This window comes from Rhodopseudomonas sp., assembly GCF_048594845.1.
Lineage (GTDB): Bacteria > Pseudomonadota > Alphaproteobacteria > Rhizobiales > Xanthobacteraceae > Rhodopseudomonas.
The window spans coordinates 1-26485 of the sequence record NZ_JBMDXE010000243.1 but is presented as its reverse complement, the minus strand read 5'-3'; the positions used below and the strand labels follow the sequence as shown (position 1 = coordinate 26485).

Below are 26485 nucleotides of genomic sequence, written 5' to 3'. Positions count from 1 at the left end.
TGTTTCCAATCGTCTCACTCATAGAGCCGCCCGCCGATGCATCATCGAAGCCGTAGGCGAGCTGTCCCCCCGCTTCCATTTTGGCGGGGCCTTAGCGAGTGACCTCAGCATCGGCTTCCGGTAGCGCGAGCAACATGACCCAGCGGTCCGGCGGCAGGGTTTGCCCGAGCGCACTCCGTTCGGTGGTCACGGCGATCTGCTCGGCCCGTGGTCGCAGTGCGAGGACCCGGTCGACGCAAGCCGGTGCTGCGGCCGGACATATCCCGACAAAGCCGCTGCGACCGAGCGTTTCGGTCGAAACCCACGGCGTCAGTTCGGGCGCGCCGGCCAAGAACATGCGCGGATGGTCGGGGCTGTAGAACGATACGGTCGCGATCTCCTCGCTATCGCCGACTACAATCCTGAGCGGCGTGCCGGCGCGCTCACGCCACAGGTCGGTTGCGATCGCCGCCAGACGATCCAGCCGCGGCGACAAGGCACGGTTCGGTTCGACCAGCACCTTCACCGTCGCGAGCCCCGGCGCCGCCATCAACGCTCCCACCCCGAGCATGAGCAGGATCACCGCCGCCCTGGCCACGGCGCGCAGCGGCACGGCAAGCCGCGGCAGTGCCAGAACGGCGAGCGGGACCAGCGAGAACAGCGGGATGGTCCAATCGCTCTTCATCCGGACCGGCAACGCAATGGCGGCGATGATAGGGCCGATCACCAACACGGCGACGATGAGCCAGATTTGGCGGGCGCGCTCCACCGCGTCATCCGGCGGCGGCGTTACGCGTCTGAGCCGCGGCAGCAACACTGCGACGGCGCCGGCCACCAGCGCCGGCAGCAGCAGAGCGAAGGCGTGCAGCGTCGAGTCTATCGAATGCCGCGCCGCCGCCCCGCGGTCGACCACGAGGAATTGCGAAGCGTAGCGGAACGGCGTGAAGCCTACCGCAGAAAGCCAGTCAAGATGCGGAGCAATCGCCAGCACGAACACCACGACCGCCACATAGGGCACCGGCGAGCGGAACAGCCGGCTGCGGTCCGGCCGCGTCACTGCCGCAACCGCGATCGCCACCAGTGCCCACGCGCCCCAGTACTTCGTCATCACCGCGACCGCGCCGGCGAGCCCGATGACCACACCCCACAGCGCGGTTCGCCGTTCGGCCGCGACCATATAGGCCCACACGATCAGCACCACGAACGGCAGCTGCAACAAGTCGGGGTTGAACTTGTAGCCCTTGAAATTCAGGATCGGGTAGATCATCGCCAGCAGCGTGGCCAGAACGGCTCGCCGACGGTCGACTACTTCCCCGGCCAGCAACCTGATCAGCAAGACGGTGGTGCCGGTGACGGCCATCGCCAGCGCGTAGAACGCCCAATCGCTGGTCGGAAACACGCTGAACCATACCCGCGTCACCCACCCTGCCATCGGCGGGTGCTTGCCCGAGCCCCAGGCCAGGGTCTGCCCCCACGCGAACGCTTCCGTGCTGTCGGAATGCAGCACCTGAGCGAATTTCAGGATGGTCAGCACAGCGACCCACAGCAGCGCATTGCCGAGCACGATCCCCAGCAGCAGCGGAGTCCCGAGTCCCGGATGCAGCAGCGCCGCGGCGGCGCGGCGAAAGGCGCATCGCAAGTAGCAATAGCGGATCACGGCCGGCCGGGACGAGCCCGCGCCCAGATCGCGATGAAGCGCGTCGGCATTCGCGAGAGTCATGGGCTTACGACGGCGAACGCGATGCGCAGCGAAGCCGATCGTCGTCCCAGGCCGCGCCGAAAATCCGTCAGGTCCGCGTCCTGCGCCGGGACCAGGATGACGCGTTTTGCCTCATCCAATCTCATTGCTTCGTCTCTTGCATTGTCGACCTGTGTTTCCCGCTCGTCTCGTTCATAGCTTCGCACTCCGAAGAGTGATCGGACCGGCTGGATGCGGTCCAGTGTCGACGTCGATCACCTCCGGCGTCAGCGCATCGACCTCGCCGTCCCATCCGCCGCCGAGCGCCTTGTTCAGTGCGATGTAGTCCGAGACGATCTTGACCCGGCTCTGCAGCAGCGCATCCTCGGCGCCGTAGAGTGATCGCTCGGCGGTCAGCACGTCGAGAAAGCTCGACGATCCGGATCGATACAGCGACTGCGACAGGCGCGCCGCGTGCCGATAGGCCGTGGTCGATGTTGCGAGAATTCGGCTTCGCGCGCGCTCGTTACTTAGCGACACCAGCGCGTCCTCGACGTCCTTCAACGCGGTGAGTACAGACGCCTGGTAGGCCAAAAACTGCTGATCACGCTGCGCCTGCGCGATCTCGACCGCAGCCCGCAGTTTTCCGCCGTTTAAGATCGGCACCGTCAGGGTTGGACCGAGCGACCAGCTGACCGACGAATTTCTGCCGAGATCGCCGAGCCTGGTGCCGGAGGTCGCGATGTTTCCAGTCAAGCTGACGCTAGGATACTGCGCCGCTTCGGCCTGCCCAATACGGGCGGTGGATTGCGCGTAGCGGCGCTCCGCAAGCCGCACGTCAGGCCGCGTCAGCAGAACGTCGGCGGGAATCCCGGCCGGCACCGGCAGCTTCGGCGCCGGGATCGGCTTCGGCCGCGCCAGGAGAGCCGACAACGCAGCCGGCGGCCGTCCGGTCAGCACCGAAAGCCGGTGTACGGTTTGGGCGTAGGCCGTCTCGAGCGTGGGGATGACGGCCCGCGTCGCCGCCGCCTGCCCGGTCGCGGTTGCGAGGTCGACGGCCGATGCGGTGCCGGCGGCCAGGCGGTTGCGGGTGATCGCGGTGGTTTCGTCCTGCGACAGCGCGGTCCGACGGGCCAGCGCGATGCGCGCCTGATAACCGCGCGCCTCGACGTAGCTCGACGCGACGTCGCCGACGAGCGTCAGCAATACGGCGCGCAGATTCTCGTCCGAGGCATCGATGCCATAGGCCGCGGCTTCGACGGTCCTGCGGTTGGCGCCGAACAGATCGAGCTCCCAGCTCGCATCGAACCCCGCCTGATACAGACCGGAGCCACCGTCCGATCCCAGGAAGGGCGACGGACCGCCGAGGTTCGGTCGCCCTGGCGCCGCCAATGGATCACCCGCCCCCTTTGCCAGCCGGGCCGAGTCGCTGTTGGCGATCGTCGGAAGCAGCGCGCCCACGGCCTGCCGATAACTCGCCCGCGCCTCGCGCACCCGCGCGCTCGCCGTCGCGACATCGAGGTTGCCGTCCACGGCCTCGACCACCAGCCGATCCAGGGTCGGATCGCGCAAGCGAGTCCACCAGCCTGGCAATACGGGCGGCGCAGGGGTCGCGACGCCGGCCCGGCTCCACTGCGCGGGCGTCGCGACAAGTGGCGTCCGATAGTCGGGCCCGACAGCGCATCCGCCAAGCAACACCGCGGCGAGGATCATCAGCGTCGCAAACGACGGCGCGACCGCAGGCCTCACAGGTGTCACAGGTTTCGCAGGCGCCTGCGCGGGCGGCGTCGTCCTTGCCGGGTTAAGTGGAATCTCGATGGCGCACCCACTCAGCGCGGTGGCTATCGACGCAAGCGAAGCGGACGCGGCGAGCAGCACTCCGGCTCTCCGGCAACGCGCGAGCCGTCGGCGAGGCCGCCGCATCATCGGCGTTCGTGCTTGCATCATTGCTCTGCTCACGTGTCTTTCCGGGCTGAAAGGCCGAACGCCGCGGGCGGGGTCGGGCTCACGGCGATCTCAGTGCCGGCCGCGCCCTTGAACACACGCCGGACCAAGACGAACAGCAGCGGTACGAAGAAGATGCCCAGCAGCGTCGCCGCCAGCATGCCGCCCATCACGCCGATGCCGATCGAATTCTGCGCCGCCGAGCCGGCGCCGCTGGCGACGACCAGCGGCGCGACGCCGAGGATGAACGCAAGCGAGGTCATCAGGATCGGCCGCAGCCGCTGCCGCGCGGCGAGCAAGGTGGCGCGGTGCAATCCCAGCCCGACCTGCTGCCGCGCGATCGCGAATTCGATGATCAGGATGGCGTTCTTGGCGGCAAGACCGATCGTGGTCAGCAGACCGACCTTGAAGTACACGTCATTGCTCTGACCGAGCAGCAGCGCGGCCGCCAACGCGCCGAACACGCCGACCGGCACCGACAGCATCACGGCGAACGGGATCGACCAGCTCTCGTAGAGCGCGGCAAGACACAAGAACACCACCAGGATTGAGATCGCGTACAGCGACGCCGCTTGATTGCCGGAGAGCTGTTCCTGCCGCGACAACGCTGTCCATTCGTGGCCGAAGCCGGCCGGCAGGCCGGCAACGAGCCTATCGACCTCCGTCATCGCCGCGCCGGAGCTGACCGACGGGGCAGCGTCGCCCTGGATTTGAACCGCGGCCGCCCCGTTGTAACGCTCGAGTCGTGGTGAGCCGAACGTCCAGCGGCCAGAGGCGAAGGCCGAGAACGGCACCATCGCGCCGGCGTTGTTGCGGACGTACCAGAGATTCAAATCTTCCGGCTGCATCCGGAAGTCCGCCGCCGCCTGCAGATAGACTCGCTTGACGCGGCCACGATCGATGAAGTCGTTGACGTAGCTGCTGCCCCACGCAATCGACAGCGTCGAGTTGACGTCGGCGAGATTGAGGCCGAGCGCACTCGCCTTCTCCTGATCGATATCGATCGAAAATTGCGGTGTATCGTCCTGGCCATTGGGCCGGGTCCCGCTCAGGAGCCGGCTTTTTCCGGCGGCGCCGAGCAGTTGATCGCGCACGGCCATCAGCTTGTCGTGCCCCGCGCCGTTGATGTCCTTCAGATAGAAATCGAAGCCGTTGCTGGTTCCGAGCCCTTCGATCGCCGGCGGCGCCAGCGCGAACACCTTCGCATCGCGAATGCCGGCGAACACCGCCATGGCACGCTCGGCCACGGCGCTGGCGGAGAGGTCGGCGTCTTTGCGCTCGGCGAAATCCCTCAGACGCACGAACGCCATGCCGACATTCTGGCCGGCCCCGGAAAAGGAAAAGCCCGTCACCGTCATGAGGCCATCCACCGCCTTGGTCTCGTGGTCGAGGAAATGGCGGGTGACCTTGTCGAGCACACGCTCCGTGCGGTCGGTGGTGGCCCCGACCGGCAACTGCACCGACACCATCAGCAGCCCCTGGTCTTCTTCCGGCAGGAACGAGGTCGGCAGGCGGATGAACAACGCGGCGGCGGCGACGATGACGAGCACGAATGCAATCAGCCCTTGCCGCGGACGCCGCAGCATGCCGCGCGCGCCGGCCTGATAGGCATCCGTGGCCCGGCCCAGCACACGATTGAACCAACCGAAGATGCCACGCCTCTCGTCGTGCGGCTTCGGCGGACGAAGAATCGTCGCGCACAGGGCCGGCGTCAGCACCAGGGCCACGATCACCGAGAGCACCATCGCGGAGACGATAGTCACCGCGAACTGCCGGTAAATCACCCCGACCGAGCCGCCGAAGAACTCCATCGGCACGAACACCGCCTACAGAACCGTGGTGATGCCGATCAGCGCGCCGGTGATCTCCGTCATTTACCGGACGGTCGCCTCGCGCGGCGACAATCCCTCGTCGTGCATCACGCGTTCGACGTTCTCGACCACCACGATCGCGTCGTCGACCAAAAGGCCGATCGCCAGTACCATGGCGAACATGGTCAGCGTGTTGATCGAATAACCGGCGAGCGCCAGCACGCCGAAGGTGCCGAGCAGCACGACAGGCACCGCCAGCGTCGGAATCAGCGTCGCGCGGAAGTTCTGCAGGAATACCAGCATCACCACGAAGACGAGGACAATCGCCTCGACCAGCGTACGGGTGACGTCGCCGATCGAGATTTCGACGAACGGCGTGGTGTCATAGGGGTAGACGACCTTAACGCCTTGCGGCAACGTCGGGGCTATCTCGTTGACCACCGCCTTGACGGCAGCGGCCGTCTTGATCGCATTGGCGCCCGTCGCCAGATTGATGGCGAGCCCCGTCGCCGGCAAGCCGTTGTAGGTCGACGCGCTGGTGTAGTCCTCCGCGCCGAGTTCGACGGTGGCGACATCGCTGATGCGCACCATCGATCCGTTGCTATCACTCTTAACGACGATGTTGCGGAATTGCGCCGGCGTCTGCAGCCGGCTCTGCGCGGTGACGGTCGCGTTGAGCTGCTGGCCCTTGCGCGCCGGCAGGCCGCCGAGCTGACCAGCCGAAACCTGGGTGTTCTGAGCCTGAATCGCCGCGGCGACGTCGGCCGGCGTCAACGCGTATTTCAGCAGCTTCTCCGGATCGAGCCAGATTCGCATCGCATAGCCGCCGCCGAACAGCTGGGTATTGCCGACGCCTTCCACCCGCTTGAGCCGCTCGTTGAGCGAGCTCTTCACATAGTCGGCGATATCGGTCTCGCTCATCTTGCCGTTGGTCGAGACGAAGCCGACGATCATCAGAAAGCCGTTGGTCGATTTGGTCACCGACAGCCCGGTGGTCTGGACGACCGACGGCAAGAGCGCGGTGACGAGCTGCAGCTTGTTCTGCACCTGCATCTGCGCGACGTCCGGATTAGCCTTGTTGGTGAAGGTGATCGTGATCTCGGCCTGGCCGCTCGAGGTCGACGACGCAGTCATGTAGTCGAGGTTGTCGAGCCCAGTCATGCCTTGCTCGATGACCTTGGTCACCGAGTTCTCGACCGTCTGGGCGTCCGCACCAGGATAGCTCGCGCTGATCTGAATCGTCGGCGGCGCGATCTCGGGATATTGCGACACCGGCAGCGTGGTCAGCGCCAGCAGCCCGCCGAGCATGATCACGATCGCGATCACCCAGGCGAAGATCGGCCTCTTGATGAAGAAGGCGGAGATCATGGCACGGCCCTGGAGCGGGCGGCGCGTCGTTGCGGCGGCAGCCGTCCGAGCACTTCGCCGGTCGTGTCGTCGACCACGACTTCGGCACCGGAGGCCTTCTGCCCGGGACGCACATGCTGCGTGCCTTCGACGACGACCCGGTCGCCGTCGCGAACGCCGGCACCGATCAGCCAGTTGTTGCCGACGCTGCGGACCACGGACAGCACGCGTTCCTCGGCTTTGCCGTCCTTGTCGAGAAACGTCGCGATCGCCTCGCCTTTGGTGTTTCGGGTCACCGCGCGCTGCGGCACCAAGAAGCTGTCGGGCGCGACGCCTTCTTCGACCACGGCGCGGACATACATGCCGGGCAGCAGCAATCGCTGCAGATTGGGAAACACCGCGCGCAACGTCACCGTGCCGGTCGAGGTGCTGACATTGGCCTCGGAAAATTCCAGCTTGCCGGTCAGCGGATAGATCGCACTGTTTTCCAGCTTCAGTTTGACCGCGACATGCGAAGCGTTCACCTTCAGGCGTCCGGCGTCGATCGCCTGCCGCAGATTGAGCAGGTTGGTGCTCGATTGAATGACGTCCACGAAAATCGGGTCGAGCGTGCGGATTGTGGTCAGCAAGCCGGTCTGGCCGGCCGTGACCAGCGCGCCGGGCGTCAGGGACGATCGGTCGGTCCGGCCGCCGATCGGCGCTTTGATGGTCGTGTAGTCGAGGTTGATCCTGGCGGTCTCGAGGGTGGCTTTCGCGGTGGCCACCTCCGCCTTCGCCTGGGCGAGCGCGGCAACGGCATCGTCGAAATCCTGCTTGCTGACGGCGTTCTGCTTGACGAGGCCCTGATAGCGCTCCGATTTGGCCTGCGCGCTGGGCACCGCAGCTTCCGCCTTCCGCAAGGCCGCGACGGCGCTGTCATAGGCCGCCTGGTAGGACGCAGGATCGATTTGGTAGAGCGACGCGCCTTCGGCGACTTCGCCGCCCTCCTTGAATAGGCGCTGCTGAATGATGCCCGACACCTGGGGACGCACTTCGGCCGTCTGCGAGGCAACCACGCGGCCGGGAAGCTCCGCAGTCATAACCACCGCCTGCGGTCGCAGCGTCGTGACGCCGACCTCTGGATGCACGGCCGCTGCGGAATAGGCGCCTTGATCGCTTGGTTGAGGCTTGCAGCCGGCCAGCGCCACGGCAAAGGCCAGGGCGGCAATCAGCGCAATCGCGGGTAGGGACGACACAGATTTCATTCTCGTGGAGGACGACGGGCAACATCCGGCCGCCGCGCAAGCGCCTGCCTGACGAGCGAGACTTAGACGCGACGCATTGGCCGGGTGTGGAGACTGTATGGAGGTTTGATGGAGACGGCGGCTCCGCAGCTGCCGACGGCGCCGCGCTTCCCGGAAACCCACAGGGAAAACAATAGATTAGACGCATGCAACCGCGGCCGTCACGTCCCTGCCAAAGCCGGCCGGCGGCAGGATTTCGGCCGCGATCTTCGCTAACAAGGGACCGGTCGCCGCGCGCGACATGTCAGGGAGCTTTGTAATCCGATGAGAAGATCGTCTTTGATTGCCGCCGTGCTGATGAGCATGGCATCGCTGTGGGCCGGCAGTGCGATCGCGATGCCGTTTGGCAGTTCGTCACATGCGCCGGATTTGGTCCGGGCCGATTGGCAATGCGGCCGTGGATGGCATGTCACGTCCTGGGGCATCTGTCGTCCGGATCGCCGCCTCGGCTATAGGTACTCGTCCTCGCCGTATCGTTACGATGACGGCTACAGTGCCTACGGCTGGACTGCCGATCACGACTGGCCACACCATCACGACGGACATCATGACCACGACTGGCATCACGATCACGAGTGGTCCGACGAACACTGAAGCGGCCCGGTCTCAAACCGCGCCGATTTGTTTCGCAAACCTTCGCGATCGGCACTCCCGCGCTGGACGATGAACCATGAACGAACTCATCCTCATCGCTGAAGACGAGCCTGAAATCGCCAAGATCCTCGATGCCTATTTGGTACGCGAAGGATTCCGCACCGTGAATGCAGCCGACGGGCAGACGGCGCTGGATCAGCACGCGATCCTGAAGCCGGATCTGATTCTTCTCGATGTGAAGATGCCTAAGATCGATGGCTGGGACGTCCTCGCCGAGCTGCGTCGTCGGGGCGAAACGCCGATCATCATGATAACGGCGCTCGATCAGGATCTCGATCGTCTGCAGGGGCTGCGTCTCGGCGCGGACGACTACGTTGTCAAACCCTTCAACCCGCTCGAAGTCGTCGCCCGCGCCAAGGCGGTTCTCCGTCGGTCTGGGCATGCGGCCAGTCGAACGATTCTGCGCATCGGCAGGCTCGAGGTCGACCTCGAGAGTCACCTTGCGAAGGTGCATGGCGAAGATGTCTCGATGCCATTGCAATTGACGCTCACCGAGTTCCGACTGCTGGCCCACATGGCAAAGGCGCCGACGCGGGCTTTCGCCCGCAATGAACTGATCGACGCCTGCCTTCCCGGCGGCGATGCGCTGGAACGCACGGTGGATAGCCATGTCAGCAATTTGCGCCGGAAGCTCGACGAGGCGGGCGCGACCGGCATGATGTCGGTGGTGCGGGGCGTCGGCTACCGACTGACGGCCGCATGAAACGGTATCGCCTCAGCGGGCAAATCACGCTGTCGATGAGCGTCGTCGTCGCCATCGCAGTGCTGATGGTGTTCGTTGGCACCTTCATCTTCTACAGCATCTATATGACCTGGTTTCCGCCACCGCCGGGTCCGCCGCCATTGCTGCCGGAAGCGCCCGACTTCATCTTGATAGCGATCTTCCTTCTGCTCGGCCTTGTCATCGCGATCCACGCCGCACTACGGCTGACGCGGAGGATCCTCGCGCCGCTCAATTCGCTGGCCGAAGGCGCGCGCAAGATCGCAGCCGGCGACCTCACCGCGCGTGCTGTGGCCGGCGATCGCTCGCTCGGCGAGACGGCGCAACTGGTCGACGATTTTAATGCGATGGCTCAGCGTCTGCAGGACGCGGCGGAGTCGATGGCGTCGTGGAACGCGGCCATCGCTCATGAACTGCGAACACCGCTGACAATTCTGCGCGGTCGCTTGCATGGCCTCGCTGATGGCGTCTTCGAGCCGAACGACGAGTTGTTCAGGAGCCTGCTGGCCCAGGTCGAGAATTTGTCGCGTCTCGTCGAAGATCTACGGGTCGTGACCCTCTCCGACAGCCAGCGCCTCGACATGCGTGTCGAGCCGACTGATCTCGCCAACGAAGTGGCGCAGGCCGTCGATGCGATGCGCCCTGCCCTTGAAGGAGCCGGCTTTTCTGTTCGGATGACAACCGAGCCGGTGACGCTGCCATGCGACGGCCCGCGGATCCGACAGGCCCTACTCGCGCTTTTGGAAAACGCGCGCCGCTACGCAACGCCCGGCTTAATCGTGATCCGGATGACTCTGGAAACGTCCGAGGTGGCCATCGCCGTTGAAGACGAGGGGCCGGGCTTGAGCGCGGAGTTCGCCGCGCGAGCTTTCGATGCCTTCGCGCGCGCCGAACCCTCCCGGTCTCGGCAATTCGGCGGCTCGGGTCTCGGATTGTCGGTGGTGCGAGCGATCGCCGAGGCGCATGGTGGACACGCCCGATACAGGACCTCGGAAAAAGGCGGCTCTGTATTCCAGATCGTTTTTCCCATCGACGGCCCCTCTGCCGACTCTAAGGCTGCATCTTGAGCACCGAAGGTTTGACGACTGCGTGATCCCGCGTCCAACCGTCAGCTGTACCTCCACAGTCGCGCGCCGAACCTCGAGTTTTTCCGCTCGGTAACAACCTACGTCCGCTTTTGGCCCATAGCGGACAATGGCGAATGATGTATCCAGTCAATGAGCAAAACTCGGCCAAACCATGCCCTCCCATTCCCGCTGGCTAGGGTCCGCGGCGATAACGATGGACGGCAAAAGAGGCGGATTTAAAATGCAAGAATCTTGCGGGTCGATCGAGCGAGCGGCAGGACGAGGAGATCACCGGGGGACCGCGCGTCGATTTCAACCGTGCGGCGGCCCGCGCGCTCGATATCCTGACCGCATTCAACGGTGGCGACTAGTTTCTCGGCAATGTCGAGATCGCCGAACGCACCTCGATTTCAAAGGCGACGGTGTCGTGCATCACCGCGACCCTGACCGAACTCGGCTAACTCCACTTCGATCGGCAGATTGGCAAGTACGAGATCGCCCCGCGTGTGTTGGCGCTGAGCTTCCCCTTGATGTCCAAGCTGCGCGTGCAGAGTCACGCGCGCCTGCGCATGGATGAGCTCGCGCGCGACGCGAATGCCCTCGTTGGTCTCGCGATACTCGACGATCTGAACATTGTTTTCATCGACAGACACGGCAGTCGGAGATCAACAGCATTTTCGCGAAGCTCAGGTCGGGTGCCGGTTGCGTTGACCGCGTCGGGGTGGGCCTGTCTGTCGACGGTGAATGGCCTGCGGCGCGCCGAGATCATGGAGAGGCTGGCTGCATATCCGGGCCCACGGTCATCAGCAATATCGAGCGCGGCATCTCGGAAGTATGGGAGCGCGGCTTCTGCATTTCGATGGGCGCGCTGGATCCTGGAACGAACGCCGTAGGAGTACCCTATCTACACCCCGATGGCCGCCACGTGCTGGCCTTCAACATGACGGCGTCGAAAAGCATCCTGACCCGAAAATCGATCGAAACCGTGTGGGCGCCGAAGCTGCTGAGCATGGTTCGAGCGATTCAGGGCGTGCCGATCCAGGCACCCACTTCGGGCTTCCACTCGAACGCTCCGGCTGCACGCGACCGCCCGCGGCCTTCACGCAGATGAAGCGATAGGCTGAGGTTGGTTCGAACATCGCGCCGTTAGACGAACCTGCACGCGCCGGGCTTTGCTCAGAAAAGAGGGGCGAGCCGTACATGTCCGACCTAGAAACGCCTGCAGCCCCTCGGGGCCGCCTCAGAAGACCTATTACTACAAATTTAGTTGATCGAGGGTGCTGACGCCCTCGATCAGAACACTTTCGATCGCCGCCCGCACTCTCGGTCATAACAAAAACGGTCATTGCAACCGACCGCAAAGCCGCCCGCCCGCTACGGCGCTATTTGGGAGCGCGCGCGCGGGCGGCTTTGCTCCTTCTGAGGTGCAAAACTACCGCCGCGCAACCCTTAATGGCATCAAGCGCAACAGTTTCGAAATTAGACGAGCATCCCGAGCGCCTGCATGTAGGTCTCGAGGATCGTCTCCTGCTCGGCGCGCTCGTTGGCATCCTGCTTGCGCATGCGGACGATGGTGCGCAGCGCCTTGACGTCGTAGCCGTTGCCCTTGGCTTCGGCATAGACGTCGCGGATGTCGTCGGAGATCGTCTTCTTCTCTTCTTCCAGCCGCTCGATGCGCTCGATGATGGCCTTGAGCTGGTCCTTGGCGAATCGGGTCGCGGGCTCGTCTTGGACGGCGGCAGCAGAGGTGGCCATCGTTCACTCCTGGAAACTGATGATCGGGGAAAGGGCGGCGAGGACGGTGGCCATGCGCCGCGTCTGCGCGGGACAGTCTTCGCGGCGGCCCCTCTCGTCAAGACCCCACGTGCTCGTCCACAGCGACCGCACAGACAAAATCGCTGTGCGAAATTCGGCGCTGGACTTCCGCCGCACTCAGCTGCGAGTCGCTGGCGTGCCTTCGGTTTGCCTCAATGACTGTGGGACGTCTTGAAGGCCTCGACCTGGGCCGGCGTTGCGGCGCTCTGGTGCTTGGCTTTCCACTCCTCGTAGGGCATGCCGTACACCGCCTCGCGGCTTTCATCCTTGGTCATCGCCACGCCCTGCGCATCGGCCGCGTCCTTCAGCCAGTTGGACAGGCAGTTGCGGCAGAAGCCGGCGAGATTCATCAGGTCGATGTTCTGCACGTCGGTGCGCTCGCGCAGATGCGCCACCAGCCGGCGAAACGCCGCCGCCTCGAGTTCAGTCCGGGTGTTGTTGTCCATCGCACTCACCTTCTCGTGCACGCCGCCTGCGGATCAGATGGGCGCTGACTCCGATTTTGCCACATCTCCTGCCTACAACGGCACGCTCGATCACACCACGTTCGCCCTGGCGCCGACGCGGCGGCCGTTGACAGGCCCCTCATGTCACGCGAAACCATTCCCTTTCTGTTATAGCTAGCCGGCATGATCAGCACAGATTCCCTCCCCTGCACCGCACAACCACGCCGTGCGCCGATGCTCGTCGCGGCCGCGCTGGCGTTCGCTGCGCTGCTGCTGGCCGCCTCCCCGGCCGCCGCCGACTTCCGGCTGTGCAACAACACGTCGAGCCGGGTCGGCATCGCACTCGGCTATAAGGACGTCGACGGCTGGACCACCGAGGGCTGGTGGAACGTGTCGTCGCGCAGCTGCGAGACCCTGCTCCGCGGCACGCTGGTGGCGCGCTATTACTACATCTACGCGCTCGACTACGACCGTGGCGGCGAATGGTCCGGCCAGGCGTTCATGTGCTCGCGCGACAAGGAGTTCACCATCAAGGGGACTGAAAACTGCCTGGCGCGCGGCTTCGACCGCACCGGCTTCTTCGAGGTCGACACCGGTGAACAGCGCGCCTGGACGGTGCAGCTCACCGAGAGCAACGAACAGAACACCCAGAAGCTGCCGGGATTGCCCAGCGGATCTCCGCCGGGCGCCGGCATGCCCGGCATCCCGCCGACACCAGGCCGCACCGCGCCGGTCGCGCCCGCGCCTGTCCCCGGCGACAATGGAGCCAAGCCGAACGACGGCGGGGGAAAGCCATGAGGCGGCTTCGCAGGATCAAGATTCTGGCGACGCTCGGCCCCGCGTCTTCCGACAGCACGATGATCCGAAAGCTGTTCGAAGCCGGCGCCGACGTGTTCCGCATCAACATGAGCCACACTCCGCACGACAAGATGCGGGAGCTGGTGAAGACGATCCGCAGCGTCGAGTCGAGCTACGGCCGGCCGATCGGCATCCTGGTCGATCTGCAGGGACCGAAGCTGCGCGTCGGGATGTTCGCCAACGGGCCGATCCAGCTCAACAACGGCGCCAGCTTCGTGCTGGATTCGAACAAGGAGCCGGGCGACGCCGAGCGGGTCTGCCTGCCGCATCCGGAGATTCTATCGGCCCTCAAGGTCGGCGACGCACTGCTGCTCGACGACGGCAAGGTGCGGCTGATCTGCGAGGAAGCTTCGCCCGATCGCGCGGTGACGCGTGTGGTGATCGGCGGCAAGATGAGCGATCGCAAGGGCGTCAGCCTGCCCGATACCGACCTGCCGATGTCGGCGATGACCAACAAGGACCGCGCCGACCTCGAAGCCGCGTGTGAGACCGGCATCGACTGGGTGGCGCTGTCCTTCGTGCAGCGCGCCGAGGATGTCGCCGAAGCCAAGCGGATGATCCGCGGCCGCGCCGCGGTCATGGCCAAGATCGAAAAGCCGCAGGCGATCGACCGGCTGCAGGACATTCTCGACGTGTCCGATGCGCTGATGGTCGCGCGCGGCGATCTCGGCGTCGAGATGCCGCTGGAGCGCGTGCCGAGCCTTCAGAAGCAGATGACCCGCATGGCGCGACGCGCCGGCAAGCCGGTGGTGGTCGCGACGCAGATGCTGGAGTCGATGATCACCAGCCCGGTGCCGACCCGCGCCGAGGTCTCGGACGTTGCCACCGCGGTCTATGAGGGGGCCGACGCGATCATGCTGTCGGCCGAGTCCGCCGCGGGCAAGTATCCGGTCGAGGCGGTGTCGACGATGAACCGCATCGGCGAAGAGGTCGAGCGCGACGCGCTCTCCCGCACCGTGCTGAACGCGCAGCGCCCCGAGCCCGAGGCCACCGCAGGCGACGCCATCGCCGGCGCGGCGCGGCAGATCGCCGAGACGCTCGATCTGTCGGCGATCATCTGCTGGACGTCGTCCGGCTCAACCGCGCTCCGCGTCGCGCGCGAGCGGCCGAAAGTGCCGGTGGTGGCGATCACGCCAAACCTCAACACCGGCCGCAAGTTGTCCGCTGTGTGGGGCGTCCACTGCGTCGTCGCCGAGGACGCCCGCGATCAGGACGACATGGTCGACCGCGCCGGCCGCATCGCCTTTCGCGACGGCTTCGCCAAGTCCGGTCAGCGCGTCATCATCGTCGCCGGCGTCCCGCTGGGGACACCGGGCGCAACGAACATGGTGCGCATCGCCTATGTGGGGCCGACCGATACGGATGTGTGAAGGCGGTTAGTTAGTCTTCGACATTCACACCACATCAGCGTTCGTCATTACGGGGCGCGCGTAGCGCGAACCCCGAAAGACGAACGATAGGCTGGTTTCTACGAGCCAGCTTAGTTCGCCAGCTTGGCGTCCAGCGTGATCTTGGTGTTGAGCAGCTTCGAGACCGGACACCCGGCTTTGGCCTTGGCGGCGCAGTCCTGGAAGGTGGCGTCGTCGGCGCCGGGGATCTTGGCGGTCAGTGTCAGATGCACCGCGGTGATGGCGAAGCCGTCGCCCTGCTTTTCCAGCGTCACGTCGGCCTTGGTGTCCATCTGCTCAGCGGTGAGCTTGGCTTCGCCGAGAATCAGCGACAGCGCCATGGTGAAGCACGCGGCGTGGGCGGCGCCGATCAGTTCTTCCGGGTTCGAACCCGGCTTGCCTTCGAACCGGCTGGCGAAGCCGTACGGATAGTCGCTGAGCGCGCCACTTTTGGTCGAGATCGCGCCTTTGCCGTCCTTGATGCCGCCCTGCCACTTGGCCGAACCGGATGTCACGCTCATGGAGTTCTCCTCGCGGGTTTGATGGTGGATCCTAACGCGCGGCGGCGCGGGGTGTTGCGGCATCGGCGGCAATCAGTGCTTCGATTTCGCGACCGACCAGATCCGGCGCGGCGTTCTGCACCATATGCCCGACATTTGGCAGGACGATGAGATGCGCGCTCGGCACCGCGGCCACGAAGGCCCGCGCGTGGATGTCGAGCGAGACGATGTCGTCGGCATCGCCGTGGATCACCACCGTCGGAGCCGAAATCTGCGGATAGCGGGCGACCTGCTGACGAACCGCGTCCTTCAACGTCGTCAGGTCCCAGCTGTTGGCGAGAAATTCCCGCGGACGCAGCAACAAGGGGGTGGCGCTGGCGTCGACGTAGTTCTCCGGCATCGGCTGCGGCGCGAAAACCGCGCGCGCGCCGGGCTTGGTCAGCATCAGGCCGAGCGGCAGCGTGACGGTGTAGGCGAGCAGCGGCCCAATCCCCGGCGTCGTCATGATACGGCTGTAAGTGCCGACGCCGCCGCGCCAAGGATGCGTCACCGGCGCCAGCATCACCAGCCCAGCCACTCGGGACGGCTGATCCAGCGCCATCCGCGCGCCAAGTGCACCGGCCAGCGAATGCACAACGATGACGGCCCGCGACACGCCGAGCCGATCGAGCGCCTCGCCGATCGCCTTCGCCTGATCGGCCGGCGCCGAATCCGCCAGCGTGTCGCGCTCGCTCCAGCCATGGCCCGGACGATCGATCAGGATCACGCGGTGCTGCTCCGCCAGCGCATCGCCGAGCGGCACCCGCATCGCGCCGAGATTGGAACTGGCGCCATGGATCAGTACGATCGGCGGCTCCGTCAGATCGCGCGGCCCCAGATCGACGACGTGGAGATCACCCCCCGCAACGGCAAAGCTCTCGCCTTGTGGTGGAAACCTGTTCTCGATCCACACCACGCCGGCCTGAGTCAGCAGCGCCAGCACGGCGATGGCTGCAACGAGGCCGATCAGGAGCATCGGGAGCGTCCGGGACAGGATGTGCACGGTACAGCTACGCCGCCCGTGCCCGTTCGTTTCGTGCCCGAGAAATTAGGGACCAATAAAGACCGTCCCGCGGCCATCGCAGCCGGCTAAATGTCCCGGCCTTCGACCTTCTCGGACAGCGTTTTGACCAACTCCGGCACCTTATCGAGGTGCGGATTGATGGCCAGCGCCTGACGGAACGCGTCGAGCGCCCGTTTGTCGTCTCCGAGTTCCTGCATGATCATGCCGAGCCCCGCGAGCGCACCGAAATGGCGTGGTTCGCGCGACAGCACCTGTTCGATGTCGCCGAGCGAGCGGGCATATTCATTCTGCAGATAGTAGATGGTGGCGCGGCGGTTCCAGCCCTCGACATAGTCGGGCCGCAGCTTGACCACGGCATCGAGCAGCTTGATCGCGACGTCGTACTGCTTGGCGTCCATCGCGACCTTGGACCGCGCCATCAGCAGCGCGGTGGTGTCGCTGTTCGTCTGTGTCCACAGCGCCCAGATCCGCGCTTCGACATGCTTGGCGCTGGCCTCGTCCGGCGCGGCCTTCAGCGCACCGAACAGGAAGTCCAGTCCACGCGTTTGATCGCCGCCCACGCGCGGCAGCTTGGCGGGCGGGGTCGGCGGCTGATCGAGCGGCTTTTCGAGGTGATGTTTCGGAGGAGCGTTGTCCGGCCGCTCTTTGGGAGACTGAGCGGCCGCCGCAACCGGCAACAGCGCCACGGCGAAAGCCGCGCAGGACAACAACACCCGGTCGAATGCTTGGAGAACCATGCACGAAGTCTAGACATGACAAAGCGCGCTGCAAAGCAGCGCGCGCGTCAAACAGGCGTGATGGGAAGTCGCGGCCGGTCAGAGCCAGCCGGGCAGGATCAACCCTGGCGGGCCTTGAAGCGGCGCTGGACCTTGTTGATCACGTAGAGCCGGCCCTTGCGGCGGACCAGACGGTTGTCACGATGACGGGAACGCAGCGACTTCAGCGAGTTACGGACCTTCATGGGTCTATCCTGACTGTTTGAAAGGCCGTTTGAAAATGGCCGAAGGTGTAAAAGATACCTTGCCCGCCGGCGGCAGCCCGCCCGGGACGGACGGTTTCTAACCAGCCGGACTTGCTGTGTCAATCGAGCCAGCGCTCTCCACGGGCCGCTTCGCACCGGAAGTTTGCCATCGCAGGCGCTAAGCGAAAGCTGCCGGGCAATCCTTCACCAATTCAACACGGGAACCCTCCAGCGGCCCGCTTCACAGTCCGAGAGAATAGTTATAGACCATAATCAATTCTCCCGCCCAAAAAGACGGCCCCGAAGGAAACGCCCGATGCTCAATCCCGACGATCTCGTCGCCATCGACATTCACACCCACGCCGAGGAGCCCTGCGGCACGCACCCGGACGACGGTTACGACGATTTCCAGGCGCAGATGGCCGAGTACTTCAAGTCGCCGCACAAGCACCCACCGACCGTGCCGGAAACCGCCGCTTATTATCGCGCCAAGAAGATTGCCGCGGTGATCTTTCCGGTCGACGCCGAGCGCGAGACCGGCTTTCGCCGCTACAACAACGACGAGATGATCGAGATCACGCGCGCGAATTCCGACGTGCTGATCCCGTTCGCCTCGATCGATCCGCACAAGGGCAAGCTCGGCGTGCGCGAGGCCAAGCGGCTGATCGCCGATTACGGCATCAAGGGGTTCAAGTTCCACCCGACGATGCAGGGCTTCTATCCGAACGACCGCCTCGCCTATCCGCTCTACGAAGCGATTCAGGAAGGCGGCGCGATCGCACTGTTCCACACTGGCCAGACCGGCGTCGGCTCCGGCATGCCGGGCGGCATGGGCATGCGGCTGAAGTACTCGAACCCGATGTACATGGACGACGTCGCGGTCGATTTCCCGGACATGAAGATCATCCTGGCGCACCCGTCCTTCCCCTGGCAGGAGGAGGCGCTCTCGGTCGCGACCCACAAGCCCAACGTTTACATCGACCTGTCGGGCTGGTCGCCGAAGTACTTCCCGCCGATCCTGGTGCGCTACATCAACGGCCTGCTGCAGGACAAGATGCTGTTCGGCTCGGACTGGCCGGTGATCACGCCGGACCGCTGGCTGGCCGATTTCGCCAAGCTCGAGATCCGCGACGAGGTCCGCCCGAAAGTGCTGAAGCAGAACGCGCGGAAGCTTCTGGGCATCTAGTGGTCTGCGTGACTGAGAGGGAAGCGAAGCAATCCAGTTCTGTAACCAAGCTGGATTGCGTCGCCTCGAAAGCCGTCTGGACGGCGCGCAGCGCGGCCGGCTATTCCTTGCAACAATGAGGATGAAAGCCGGCGAGCTTCGCCGGCCAGGGAATTTGGAATGAGCCTGGAGTCCGTTCGCGCCTGGTTTGCGCAGCACGCGCCCGACATCGCGGTCGAACAATCCGACAAGAGTTCGGCGACTGTTCCGCTGGCGGCGGAAGCCTACGGCGTGCCGCCGGAGCAGATCGCCAAGACGCTGTCGCTCCGCCTTGGCGAAAAGGTCGTGCTGGTGGTGACCAGCGGCACCGCACGGCTCGACAACAAGAAGGCAAAAGCCGCCTTCGGCGCCAAACCGAAGATGCTGGGCGTCCACGAGGTCGCTGACCTGACCGGCCACGAGGTCGGCGGCGTCTGCCCGTTCGGCCTCGCGCAGCCGCTGCCGATCTACTGCGATGTTTCGCTGCGCGCGTTCGACATCGTTGTGCCGGCGGCGGGATCGACCCACAGCGCGGTGCGGATCGCCCCGCAGCGAATGGCCGAACTGGTCGGCGCCGAATGGGTCGATGTCAGCGAGCTCCGTTCGGAGACGCCACAGCCTTAACGTTTCGTCAATAAAAAGCGGGGCCCGAAGGCCCCGCAATCCGTTCACGCCGGAGAACTGTTACCAGCGGCGCCAGCCGCCGTGCCAGCGCGGTCCGTAGTAGCGCGGGCCGCCGTAGAAGCGCGGGCCGTAATACGGCCGCGGACCGTAATAGCCGTACGCGCCGTAGTAGTTCGGACGCCACCAGCAGCGGCCCCAGGCGTTACAGACGTAGCGCACCTGGTCGATATTGGCGGACTGGTTGGCGACCGCACCAGCGGCGCCGGCAAGACCGTTGGGCATGGCCGCCGAAGCGGTGCCCGAGGTGAGTGCGACGGCGCCGAGAGCGGCTGCGGCGGCAACAGCGATCTTGAGTTTCATCGGATCAACCTCCTTCAATCCAACTCTGAAAACTGCGAACAGCTTAAGAAGTTGCAGGTGAATGAGCGCTGACGACCGAGTTCATCTTGATGAAATCGCGGTAAGGTAAAGCGTGTAGCAAGGAATCTTCGCAACCATTGACGGCGAAGCTAAGATCTCTTCGAGAGATGCTTGCCACGTCCGTGAGATCGAAGTCCGGCTCTATGCCGCGCGGCGCTTCGCCTCTCCGGTGCGGAGCGAGCGCAGGAATCCACGCACCGCATCGCCGAGCGCGGCCGCCTGATGAGCAAGCGAATCCGACGCGGTCAATGTCGTGCCGGCGTGCTGCTCGGTCTCGCCGACATTCACCGTGACGCTCTGGATGTTGCCCGAGATATCGCGAATGCCGGCGAAGGCCTGCTCGATGTTGCGAGCCACCTCGCCAGTCGCCGCCGTCTGCGCTTCGACCGCCACGGCGACCTGACAGGTGATCGAATCGACTTCCCCGATGCTTCGGCCGATGCTGGAGATCGCCTCGACTGCGGCACGGGTGGTTTCCTGAACCTCGGCGATACTCACCGAGATGTCGTGTGTCGCCCGCGACGTCTGCTGCGCCAATGACTTCACCTCCTGGGCCACCACCGAGAAGCCCTTGCCCGCCTCGCCGGCCCGCGCAGCTTCGATCGTGGCGTTGAGCGCCAGCAGGTTGGTCTGTGCGGCGATCTCCTCGATCAATTGCACGATCGTTCCGATCCGCTCCGTCGCGGTGGACAGGCTGCCGACGGTTTCGCGTGCATGGTCGGAGGCGCTCACCGCGGTGCGGGCAATCGAGGCCGAACGGTTGACGCTGCCGAGGATCTCGTTTGCGGAGGCCGTAAGTTCGGCCGTCGCCGCCGCGACCGACTCCATGTTGGTGGCCGCCTGCTCAGAAGCTGCCGACACCGCGAGCGCCCGCTCCCGAGTCGCGACCACGCCGCGATTGAGGCTGCCGGCAGTCTCGCCCATGTTGCTCGACGCACTCGAGACCGTATCGATCACGGCGCCGATGGCGCCCTCGAATTCCGCCGTGTTGGCGTTGAACGCGGCGACCCGGGTTTCGATCGCCTGCATCGCATCATTGATCGTCTGTGTGGCGATCAGCAACGAGCCACGCAGCCCCGCCGGAAGGATGTGACGATAATACTTGTCGTCGCGGATCGCGCCCATGGCGGCGCTGGCCTCGCGCACGAAAGCGTCACAGCGATCAATCATGTCATTGAAGGTGTGGGTCAACGTGCCGATCCGGCCGCCCTCGCGGCAGCCGATGATGCGCGCTTCGAAGTCGCCATCGGCGATGCGGCGGCAGACCAGACCGATCGTCTCGAACACCCGGCCGATGCGCAGCAGCATCAGGCCAAGCAAAACGGCAAAGACAAGCGCTGCGCAGATGCCAAGCTGCAGCAGCAAGGACACACCGGCGAACGCGCCGACGGCCGCCAGCAGGATCGATATCATCACGCCAGCGAGGCAGACACCTGCATTAAAGAGAGAAGACGAACTGATCATAGGAAATGTTCTTCGACTTGATGAAATCGACCAGATGCTGAGTACTCGCAGCGAGCCCGTCCTTGGCATTGCGGTGGCGGGCTTCGACGTCGAGGAGCTGCCTGTAGACGGGCACAAGGGCAGCAATGACATCGCGCGCCGGCACCCTGCGATTGGAGTGGTAGCCGATCACTCGCCCCGACGCGTCGAACGATGGTGTCACGTGGGCGAACACCCAATAATAATCGCCCTTCCGCGTCATGTTCTTGACATAGGCGAAGATCTCACGCCCCTCGGCAAGCGTATCCCACAGCAGCTTGAACACACAGCGCGGCATGTCCGGGTGACGGACGATCGAATGGGGCTGCCCGATCAATTCTGCTTCGCTGTAGCCACAGACATCGCTGAACACCTTGTTGGCATAGGTGATGCGGCCTTTGAGATCGGTTTTCGAAACGATGATATCGTCCGCATCGAAGAACACTTCGACGTCGGTCGGCGTGACGGTCTGTTTCACGGCGAATTCCGGACTGGACTTATTCCAACTACACGCCGGACAATCTTCGGGACCGGCCTCGAACAAATACGAGCCGCGGCATTAAGAGTTAGTTCGCTCGGTTGCTGAGTTTATTGTCCGAGTCCAGCCGAGATCATGGGATTTCAGCGCGATTACCACACCGGAGTACAGTTATCAGGCGGGAGAGTCGACGAAAGTCTTAGCTCGATCCGATCCTGATCACCTCCGGGCGATGTCAGAAAATTCCTGACATCGCGCCGCTACCGATCATCAAGCGAAACTCAGCCCATGCTATTCGCTGACAACTAGCGCTCGTCCTTCGGCTTGCGACCAATCCCCGCGACCAGCAGAAACGCGACGACGAGGCTTGCGACGTTCAGCGCGGCACCACGAATTCCCTCGCTTGAAAAGCCGAGCGCGCCTCGCGTGACCGCATAGAGCGCGGTGGCGACCGCAACCGCGGTTATTCCCGCGAGAACGAAACGACCAATCGTCCGGGTCGTGAACTTCGGCATCGGACATCTCCGAGATGTGGGTAAGTGATGCGTAGTTCGGCGAGGCCGCCAAGGCACTGGTCGAACAGGGAACTCAACGGCCCGCCGGGTTCCAGGTTCCGTGGGATAACCCGAGCCTAGCTGCTTTTACGAATTATTCACGACATCACCGGCGCCGCCGTCCAACCGAATCGTAACGTCTGGTTGCTAAAGGGATCCTGCTACCGCGCTTGTGGCGCGGCTCGGCATTGGGGGTCGCTTTGGCTGTCATGGATGCTCCTCCGGCAACATCAACGCTGGCCGGATTGAAGGCGCGCCTTGCGGGTCTCTTCGGTGCAGGCAACGAGCGGTCGCTGACCAATCGCCTCGCTGGTACTATTTTCCTGATCCGCGTCGGCAGCGCCGGTCTCGCCTATCTGGCGCAGATCCTGCTGGCCCGCTGGATGGGCGGCTCGGACTATGGCGTTTATGTCTACGTCTGGACCTGGGTGCTGCTGCTTGGCTCGATGCTGGATTTCGGCATCTCAGCCTCGGCCCAGAAGATCATCCCCGAATATCGAGCAAGCGGCGCCGACGACCGGCTACGTGGCTTTCTGTCCGGCAGCCGCTGGGCGACGCTGGCTGCTTCCGGTCTGGTATCGCTGCTGCTCGCTGCACTGGTGTTTGCGCTATCGGCATCGATCGATGCGGCCACCGTCGGCCCCCTATATCTCGGCTGCCTGACGCTGCCGGCCTTCGTGGTCGCCAACACCCAGGACGGCATCGCCCGCTCGCATGATTGGATGAAGCTCGGCCTGATGCCGCAATTCATCATCCGGCAAGGGCTGATCATCGGCTTCACGGCCGGCCTGTTCGCGCTCGGCTTCCAGCTTGGCGCCGTCGCCGCGATGGCGGCGAGTTGCGCGGCGGTGTGGATCGCGATGATCGGCCAGATGATCGCGCTCAACCGCAAGCTCCGCGGCCACGTCCCGGCGGGACCGCGCGCCTACGATTTTCGCGGCTGGCTCGCGACCTCGCTACCGATCCTGCTGGTCGAGAGCTTTTATCTGCTGCTGTCCTACACCGACGTGCTGGTGCTGCAGCAATTCCGCCCGGCCGAGGAGGTCGGCGTGTATTACGCGGTGGTGAAGACGCTGGCGCTGGTTTCTTTCATTCACTACGCAATGTCGGCGACCACGGCGCACCGCTTCACCGAATATCACGCCGCCGGCGACAAGGAACGGCTTGCCGCCTATGTGCGGCACGCCATCGTCTGGACCTTCTGGCCGTCGCTCGGCGCTACCGTGCTGCTGCTGGCGCTGGGCGAACCGATCCTATGGCTGTTCGGGCCGCAATTCACCGAGGGCTACGGCATCATGTTCGTCGCCGCGATCGGCCTGCTGGCGCGCGCCGCAATCGGTCCGGTCGAGCGGCTGCTCAATATGCTCGGCCACCAGAACGCTTGCGCGCTGGCCTATGCCCTAGCGTTCGTGGCCAATCTTGTGCTGTGCCTAGTGCTGGTGCCGCGCTTCGGCGGCTACGGCGCAGCCGCGGCGACGTCGGCCGCGCTGACCTTCGAGACCGTGCTGCTGTTCTGGATCGTGCGGCGGCGATTGGGTCTGCACGTGCTGGCATTCGGGAAAAGACGCATACGCCCGTAAGGTGGGCAAAGCGAAGCGTGCCCACGTCGAGCGCAAACCGCACACGTGGGCACGGCGCTTCGCGCCTTTGCCCACCCTACATATGGGGTTCGTTAACTAACTATTAGTAACCGCGTCGTCGCCCGGCTCGACCGGGCAATCCAGTATCCCAGAGACGCAATGCTCTGCGATACTGGATCCTCCGCTTTCGCGGAGGATGACAGTTCGAGACGAGGCCGCGGCCTACATTGATCGATTACGCCGCGGTCCAGCCGCCGTCCATCGACAGATTGGCCCCGGTGATCTGGCTGGCGTCGTCGCTGCACAGATACACGGCGAGCGCCGCGACCTGCTCGGCAGTGACGAATTCCTTGGTCGGCTGCGCCTGCAACAGCACGTCGTTGATCACCTGCTCCTTGGTGAGGCCGCGGGCCTTCATGGTGTCGGGGATCTGCTTCTCGACCAGCGGCGTCCAGACATAGCCGGGCGAGATGCAGTTGCAGGTGATCTTGTGGGTGGCGACTTCGAGCGCCACGGTCTTCGTCAGGCCGGCGATGCCGTGCTTGGCGGCGACGTAGGCCGATTTGAACGGCGACGCCACCAGCGAGTGCGCCGAGGCGGTGTTGATGATGCGGCCCCAGCCGCGTTTCTTCATGCCGGGCACGGCGGCGCGGATGCCATGGAAAGCCGACGACAGGTTGATGCCGATGATGGCGTCCCACTTCTCGATCGGAAAATCCTCGATCGGCGACACAAACTGAATGCCGGCATTGTTGACCAGGATGTCGACCGAGCCGAAGCTCTTCTCGCCGAGCGCAACCATCTCGGCGATCTCGGCGGGCTTCAGCATGTCGGCCGGGGAATACACGGCCTTGACGGCGAATTCGGTCTCGATCGACTTGCGCTCCTTCTCGATCGCGTCGGCATCGCCCATGCCGTTCAGCACCACATTGGCGCCGGACTTGGCGAAGGCGCGCGCGTAAGCGAGGCCGATACCCGAGGTCGAGCCGGTCACGACCGCGGTCTTGCCCGTGAGATTAGCCATCATCTTCTCCTGTTCGATCGTCTGAGACGGCTCGAGCCGCCGTTATTTGAACGCGTCCCGGGTCAGGTCCCAGGTCACCATGGCCTCACCGTCCTGCGGTCCGCGCTGCCACGCCTGATCGCGCATCGAGACATAGACATCCTGCTCGCCGGATTTCCAGTGTTCGACCATGTTCAGGCGAGAGAAATCGTAGTCCTTCGAGGACGCCTCGTAGTCTCTCTTACGGTAGATCAGATGCACGACCGTGACGGAATTCTCCTTCGCCGCCTCGTGCAGGATCGCGTAGGTCGGATCGTTGCGCAGTTCGTCCGGCAGCCGCTCGATCAGGTGACGCAGCGCCTTGCGGGTGTTGTGGATCTGCTTGTTCTTGTCGGTGTTGAGCCGGGTGCGGCTGGAGAAGCGGATATCTTTTTCGCGCTCGGCAGCTTCCAGCAGCGTCTGCGGCAGGCGACCATGGGAGCTGAACAGGTCGACCTGGAAGATGAGCAGACTGTCGCGCTGCTCGCTGTCGAGCACGTAGTCGAGCGGCGTATTCGAGGCGATGCCGCCGTCCCAATAATACTGACCGTCGATCTCGATCGCCGGAAAGCCCGGCGGCAGCGCGGCCGAGGCCATGATGTGCTCCGGCCCGATCGTGACGCGCGTATTGTCGAAATACTCGAAGTTTCCGGTCACGACATTGACGGCGCCGACGCTGAGCCGGATGCCGTTGGTGTTGAGCAGATCGAAATCGACCAGGCGCTCGAGCGTCGCACGCAGCGGTTTGGTGTCGTAATAGCTCAGCGTCTCGGGATCGGCGGTCGGCATCAAATGCGCCGGCGGAAAACGCGGCGTGAAGAAGCCGGGAACGCCGAACGCCGCGATCATCGCGGCACTGGCTTCGTTGAACAGCGAATGCGCGTGGTCGGTGTGCAGCATCGGCTGCCAGGGCACCGGCGACGACGCCATTTCCCAGAACTGCTTCAGCTTCTCGACGCGCTTCTCGCGCGGATTGCCCGCGATGATCGCCGCGTTGATCGCGCCGATCGAAATGCCGGCGAGCCATTCAGGCTCGAAATCGTGATGGCACAGCGCCTGATACGCGCCGGCCTGATAGGAGCCGAGCGCACCGCCGCCTTGCAGCACCAGCACGCGACGTGGATGAACAGCGGGTTTCGGATGATGGTGGGGAGAATTCATGGGTTCGCCACGGACAGGATCGGCACCGTGGCGCTCTGCAATCCCGGCGTCAATCGCGCGCCCGGTCAAACCCGATCACGGCCGGGTTATCGCGGCGGCTCGGTCGAGGCCAGGATCAATGTCCAGAATACTTTATATTTCGTGTTCGGCGCGTAGACGGCGGCAATGCCGAGCCTTGTGACGCCGTTCTTCAGCATATTCGCGCGATGCGGTGGCGAGTCGCGCCAGCCGGAGAACGCTTCCGCCAGCGTGTGATAGCCGGCCGACACGTTCTCGACCGCAACCGTCGCCGGATAGGACGCCGCGTTGAGCCGCTGCGCCAACGGCGCCTTGGCGTCGTGATCGAGCTTGTTGCGCCTCGCCATGTTGGTGGACTGCTCTTCGGCAAGTTGCGTGAGCGCGGGATCGACCGCAACCGGCCCGAG

The 26485-nt window shown here is 64.5% G+C and carries 26 protein-coding genes and 2 pseudogenes; 11 read left to right on the top strand and 17 right to left on the bottom strand.

Annotated features, from left to right (window positions below):
• Positions 1-91: 91 nt before the first annotated feature.
• The 4 genes and pseudogenes from ACOJTD_RS15720 to ACOJTD_RS15705 all read right to left on the bottom strand — a co-directional run bounded on the left by ACOJTD_RS15720 (position 92) and on the right by ACOJTD_RS15705 (position 8003).
• Positions 92-1543, bottom strand: a complete 1452-nt coding sequence (locus tag ACOJTD_RS15720; protein ID WP_420133825.1) for a glycosyltransferase family 39 protein — start codon at positions 1541-1543, stop codon at positions 92-94.
• A 327-nt stretch (positions 1544-1870) separates the two neighbouring features.
• Complete coding sequence (locus ACOJTD_RS15715; RefSeq protein ID WP_420133838.1) at positions 1871-3580, bottom strand: efflux transporter outer membrane subunit; 1710 nt, start codon at positions 3578-3580, stop codon at positions 1871-1873.
• Positions 3581-3612: 32 nt separating this feature from the next.
• Positions 3613-6780: pseudogene (locus ACOJTD_RS15710) on the bottom strand (efflux RND transporter permease subunit).
• Positions 6777-8003, bottom strand: a complete 1227-nt coding sequence (locus tag ACOJTD_RS15705) for an efflux RND transporter periplasmic adaptor subunit (RefSeq protein ID WP_420133837.1) — start codon at positions 8001-8003, stop codon at positions 6777-6779. The pseudogene ACOJTD_RS15710 and the gene ACOJTD_RS15705 overlap by 4 nt, the downstream one beginning before the upstream one ends.
• Before the next feature lie 318 nt (positions 8004-8321).
• On the opposite strand from ACOJTD_RS15705, the gene ACOJTD_RS15700 reads away from it, so the two are divergent.
• The 6 genes and pseudogenes from ACOJTD_RS15700 (at position 8322) to ACOJTD_RS15675 (ending at position 11595) form a co-directional block, all read left to right on the top strand.
• A complete protein-coding gene (locus ACOJTD_RS15700) occupies positions 8322-8636 on the top strand; it encodes a GCG_CRPN prefix-to-repeats domain-containing protein (RefSeq protein ID WP_420133824.1) in 315 nt (104 codons plus the stop codon).
• A gap of 76 nt (positions 8637-8712) precedes the next feature.
• Positions 8713-9399, top strand: a complete 687-nt coding sequence (locus ACOJTD_RS15695) for a response regulator (RefSeq protein WP_420133823.1) — start codon at positions 8713-8715, stop codon at positions 9397-9399.
• Complete coding sequence (locus ACOJTD_RS15690; protein ID WP_420133822.1) at positions 9396-10484, top strand: ATP-binding protein; 1089 nt, start codon at positions 9396-9398, stop codon at positions 10482-10484. The genes ACOJTD_RS15695 and ACOJTD_RS15690 overlap by 4 nt, the downstream gene beginning before the upstream one ends.
• 389 nt (positions 10485-10873) lie before the next feature.
• Positions 10874-10945: a hypothetical protein gene (locus tag ACOJTD_RS15685; RefSeq protein ID WP_420133836.1), complete on the top strand. Its 72-nt coding sequence runs from the start codon at positions 10874-10876 to the stop codon at positions 10943-10945.
• A 69-nt stretch (positions 10946-11014) separates the two neighbouring features.
• A pseudogene (locus ACOJTD_RS15680) lies at positions 11015-11173 on the top strand (hypothetical protein); the annotation flags it as partial.
• Between the two features lie 32 nt (positions 11174-11205).
• Positions 11206-11595, top strand: coding sequence for a hypothetical protein (locus ACOJTD_RS15675; RefSeq protein ID WP_420133839.1), 390 nt, complete (start codon positions 11206-11208; stop codon positions 11593-11595).
• Between the two features lie 368 nt (positions 11596-11963).
• Here the strand turns inward: ACOJTD_RS15675 and ACOJTD_RS15670 are convergent, their stop codons facing one another.
• Both ACOJTD_RS15670 and ACOJTD_RS15665 read right to left on the bottom strand, forming a co-directional pair.
• Positions 11964-12239 carry a DUF2312 domain-containing protein gene (locus tag ACOJTD_RS15670; RefSeq protein WP_420133821.1) on the bottom strand — a complete coding sequence of 92 codons (276 nt, stop codon included), beginning with the start codon at positions 12237-12239 and terminating at the stop codon, positions 11964-11966.
• Positions 12240-12451: 212 nt separating this feature from the next.
• The gene (locus ACOJTD_RS15665; RefSeq protein WP_420133820.1) at positions 12452-12745 is read right to left on the bottom strand and encodes a DUF1244 domain-containing protein; all 294 of its coding nucleotides are present in this window, start codon (positions 12743-12745) and stop codon (positions 12452-12454) included.
• Positions 12746-12928: 183 nt separating this feature from the next.
• Between ACOJTD_RS15665 and ACOJTD_RS15660 the strand changes: the two genes are divergently transcribed.
• Both ACOJTD_RS15660 and pyk read left to right on the top strand, forming a co-directional pair.
• On the top strand, positions 12929-13543 hold the full coding sequence (locus ACOJTD_RS15660) for a DUF1036 domain-containing protein (RefSeq protein WP_420133819.1): 615 nt from the start codon (positions 12929-12931) through the stop codon (positions 13541-13543).
• Positions 13540-14973 (top strand): pyruvate kinase, encoded by a 1434-nt coding sequence (gene pyk / locus ACOJTD_RS15655; protein ID WP_420133818.1) that lies wholly within the window; start codon positions 13540-13542, stop codon positions 14971-14973. Before ACOJTD_RS15660 ends, pyk begins: the two co-directional genes overlap by 4 nt.
• 110 nt (positions 14974-15083) lie before the next feature.
• On the opposite strand, the gene ACOJTD_RS15650 is transcribed toward pyk, so the two are convergent.
• The 4 genes from ACOJTD_RS15650 to ykgO all read right to left on the bottom strand — a co-directional run bounded on the left by ACOJTD_RS15650 (position 15084) and on the right by ykgO (position 17515).
• Positions 15084-15512: an OsmC family protein gene (locus tag ACOJTD_RS15650; RefSeq protein WP_420133817.1), complete on the bottom strand. Its 429-nt coding sequence runs from the start codon at positions 15510-15512 to the stop codon at positions 15084-15086.
• A gap of 31 nt (positions 15513-15543) precedes the next feature.
• Positions 15544-16506 (bottom strand): alpha/beta fold hydrolase, encoded by a 963-nt coding sequence (locus ACOJTD_RS15645; RefSeq protein WP_420133816.1) that lies wholly within the window; start codon positions 16504-16506, stop codon positions 15544-15546.
• A gap of 113 nt (positions 16507-16619) precedes the next feature.
• Positions 16620-17291, bottom strand: a complete 672-nt coding sequence (locus tag ACOJTD_RS15640; protein WP_420133815.1) for a tetratricopeptide repeat protein — start codon at positions 17289-17291, stop codon at positions 16620-16622.
• 98 nt (positions 17292-17389) lie between these two features.
• On the bottom strand, positions 17390-17515 hold the full coding sequence (gene ykgO / locus ACOJTD_RS15635) for a type B 50S ribosomal protein L36 (RefSeq protein ID WP_054164123.1): 126 nt from the start codon (positions 17513-17515) through the stop codon (positions 17390-17392).
• A gap of 316 nt (positions 17516-17831) precedes the next feature.
• Between ykgO and ACOJTD_RS15630 the strand changes: the two genes are divergently transcribed.
• On the top strand, positions 17832-18701 hold the full coding sequence (locus ACOJTD_RS15630; protein ID WP_420133814.1) for an amidohydrolase family protein: 870 nt from the start codon (positions 17832-17834) through the stop codon (positions 18699-18701).
• Positions 18702-18860: 159 nt separating this feature from the next.
• Positions 18861-19343, top strand: coding sequence for a YbaK/EbsC family protein (locus tag ACOJTD_RS15625; protein ID WP_420133813.1), 483 nt, complete (start codon positions 18861-18863; stop codon positions 19341-19343).
• A 60-nt stretch (positions 19344-19403) separates the two neighbouring features.
• Here the strand turns inward: ACOJTD_RS15625 and ACOJTD_RS15620 are convergent, their stop codons facing one another.
• The 4 genes from ACOJTD_RS15620 to ACOJTD_RS15605 all read right to left on the bottom strand — a co-directional run bounded on the left by ACOJTD_RS15620 (position 19404) and on the right by ACOJTD_RS15605 (position 22238).
• Positions 19404-19703 carry a hypothetical protein gene (locus tag ACOJTD_RS15620; protein ID WP_420133812.1) on the bottom strand — a complete coding sequence of 100 codons (300 nt, stop codon included), beginning with the start codon at positions 19701-19703 and terminating at the stop codon, positions 19404-19406.
• Between the two features lie 201 nt (positions 19704-19904).
• Positions 19905-21227: a methyl-accepting chemotaxis protein gene (locus ACOJTD_RS15615; RefSeq protein ID WP_420133811.1), complete on the bottom strand. Its 1323-nt coding sequence runs from the start codon at positions 21225-21227 to the stop codon at positions 19905-19907.
• Positions 21202-21723, bottom strand: a complete 522-nt coding sequence (locus ACOJTD_RS15610) for a PAS domain-containing protein (RefSeq protein WP_420133810.1) — start codon at positions 21721-21723, stop codon at positions 21202-21204. The genes ACOJTD_RS15615 and ACOJTD_RS15610 overlap by 26 nt, the downstream gene beginning before the upstream one ends.
• Before the next feature lie 305 nt (positions 21724-22028).
• The gene (locus tag ACOJTD_RS15605; RefSeq protein ID WP_420133809.1) at positions 22029-22238 is read right to left on the bottom strand and encodes a hypothetical protein; all 210 of its coding nucleotides are present in this window, start codon (positions 22236-22238) and stop codon (positions 22029-22031) included.
• A gap of 248 nt (positions 22239-22486) precedes the next feature.
• Here ACOJTD_RS15605 and ACOJTD_RS15600 point away from each other — a divergent pair, with 248 nt between their 5' ends.
• Complete coding sequence (locus ACOJTD_RS15600; RefSeq protein ID WP_420133808.1) at positions 22487-23857, top strand: lipopolysaccharide biosynthesis protein; 1371 nt, start codon at positions 22487-22489, stop codon at positions 23855-23857.
• Between the two features lie 235 nt (positions 23858-24092).
• Here ACOJTD_RS15600 and ACOJTD_RS15595 read toward each other — a convergent pair whose 3' ends face one another.
• The 3 genes from ACOJTD_RS15595 to ACOJTD_RS15585 form a co-directional block, all read right to left on the bottom strand.
• Positions 24093-24881 carry a 3-hydroxybutyrate dehydrogenase gene (locus ACOJTD_RS15595; protein ID WP_420133807.1) on the bottom strand — a complete coding sequence of 263 codons (789 nt, stop codon included), beginning with the start codon at positions 24879-24881 and terminating at the stop codon, positions 24093-24095.
• Between the two features lie 42 nt (positions 24882-24923).
• Positions 24924-26060: a DUF3734 domain-containing protein gene (locus tag ACOJTD_RS15590; RefSeq protein ID WP_420133806.1), complete on the bottom strand. Its 1137-nt coding sequence runs from the start codon at positions 26058-26060 to the stop codon at positions 24924-24926.
• 86 nt (positions 26061-26146) lie between these two features.
• Positions 26147-26485, bottom strand: a 339-nt coding sequence (locus ACOJTD_RS15585) for a CAP domain-containing protein (RefSeq protein WP_420133805.1), incomplete at its 5' end; no start/stop codon positions are given.

Excerpts from the sequence above, each read along its gene's own strand:
- ACOJTD_RS15715 (WP_420133838.1), bottom strand. The coding sequence starts at position 3,580 with ATGCGGCGGCCTCGCCGACGGCTCGCGCGTTGCCGGAGAGCCGGAGTG.
- ACOJTD_RS15705 (WP_420133837.1), bottom strand. The coding sequence starts at position 8,003 with ATGAAATCTGTGTCGTCCCTACCCGCGATTGCGCTGATTGCCGCCCTG.
- ACOJTD_RS15695 (WP_420133823.1), top strand. The coding sequence starts at position 8,713 with ATGAACGAACTCATCCTCATCGCTGAAGACGAGCCTGAAATCGCCAAG.
- ACOJTD_RS15690 (WP_420133822.1), top strand. The coding sequence starts at position 9,396 with ATGAAACGGTATCGCCTCAGCGGGCAAATCACGCTGTCGATGAGCGTC.
- ACOJTD_RS15670 (WP_420133821.1), bottom strand. The coding sequence starts at position 12,239 with ATGGCCACCTCTGCTGCCGCCGTCCAAGACGAGCCCGCGACCCGATTC.
- ACOJTD_RS15665 (WP_420133820.1), bottom strand. The coding sequence starts at position 12,745 with ATGGACAACAACACCCGGACTGAACTCGAGGCGGCGGCGTTTCGCCGG.
- ACOJTD_RS15660 (WP_420133819.1), top strand. The coding sequence starts at position 12,929 with ATGATCAGCACAGATTCCCTCCCCTGCACCGCACAACCACGCCGTGCG.
- pyk (WP_420133818.1), top strand. The coding sequence starts at position 13,540 with ATGAGGCGGCTTCGCAGGATCAAGATTCTGGCGACGCTCGGCCCCGCG.
- ACOJTD_RS15650 (WP_420133817.1), bottom strand. The coding sequence starts at position 15,512 with ATGAGCGTGACATCCGGTTCGGCCAAGTGGCAGGGCGGCATCAAGGAC.
- ACOJTD_RS15645 (WP_420133816.1), bottom strand. The coding sequence starts at position 16,506 with ATGCTCCTGATCGGCCTCGTTGCAGCCATCGCCGTGCTGGCGCTGCTG.
- ACOJTD_RS15640 (WP_420133815.1), bottom strand. The coding sequence starts at position 17,291 with ATGGTTCTCCAAGCATTCGACCGGGTGTTGTTGTCCTGCGCGGCTTTC.
- ykgO (WP_054164123.1), bottom strand. The coding sequence starts at position 17,515 with ATGAAGGTCCGTAACTCGCTGAAGTCGCTGCGTTCCCGTCATCGTGAC.
- ACOJTD_RS15630 (WP_420133814.1), top strand. The coding sequence starts at position 17,832 with ATGCTCAATCCCGACGATCTCGTCGCCATCGACATTCACACCCACGCC.
- ACOJTD_RS15625 (WP_420133813.1), top strand. The coding sequence starts at position 18,861 with ATGAGCCTGGAGTCCGTTCGCGCCTGGTTTGCGCAGCACGCGCCCGAC.
- ACOJTD_RS15620 (WP_420133812.1), bottom strand. The coding sequence starts at position 19,703 with ATGAAACTCAAGATCGCTGTTGCCGCCGCAGCCGCTCTCGGCGCCGTC.
- ACOJTD_RS15615 (WP_420133811.1), bottom strand. The coding sequence starts at position 21,227 with ATGATCAGTTCGTCTTCTCTCTTTAATGCAGGTGTCTGCCTCGCTGGC.
- ACOJTD_RS15605 (WP_420133809.1), bottom strand. The coding sequence starts at position 22,238 with ATGCCGAAGTTCACGACCCGGACGATTGGTCGTTTCGTTCTCGCGGGA.
- ACOJTD_RS15600 (WP_420133808.1), top strand. The coding sequence starts at position 22,487 with ATGGATGCTCCTCCGGCAACATCAACGCTGGCCGGATTGAAGGCGCGC.
- ACOJTD_RS15595 (WP_420133807.1), bottom strand. The coding sequence starts at position 24,881 with ATGGCTAATCTCACGGGCAAGACCGCGGTCGTGACCGGCTCGACCTCG.
- ACOJTD_RS15590 (WP_420133806.1), bottom strand. The coding sequence starts at position 26,060 with ATGAATTCTCCCCACCATCATCCGAAACCCGCTGTTCATCCACGTCGC.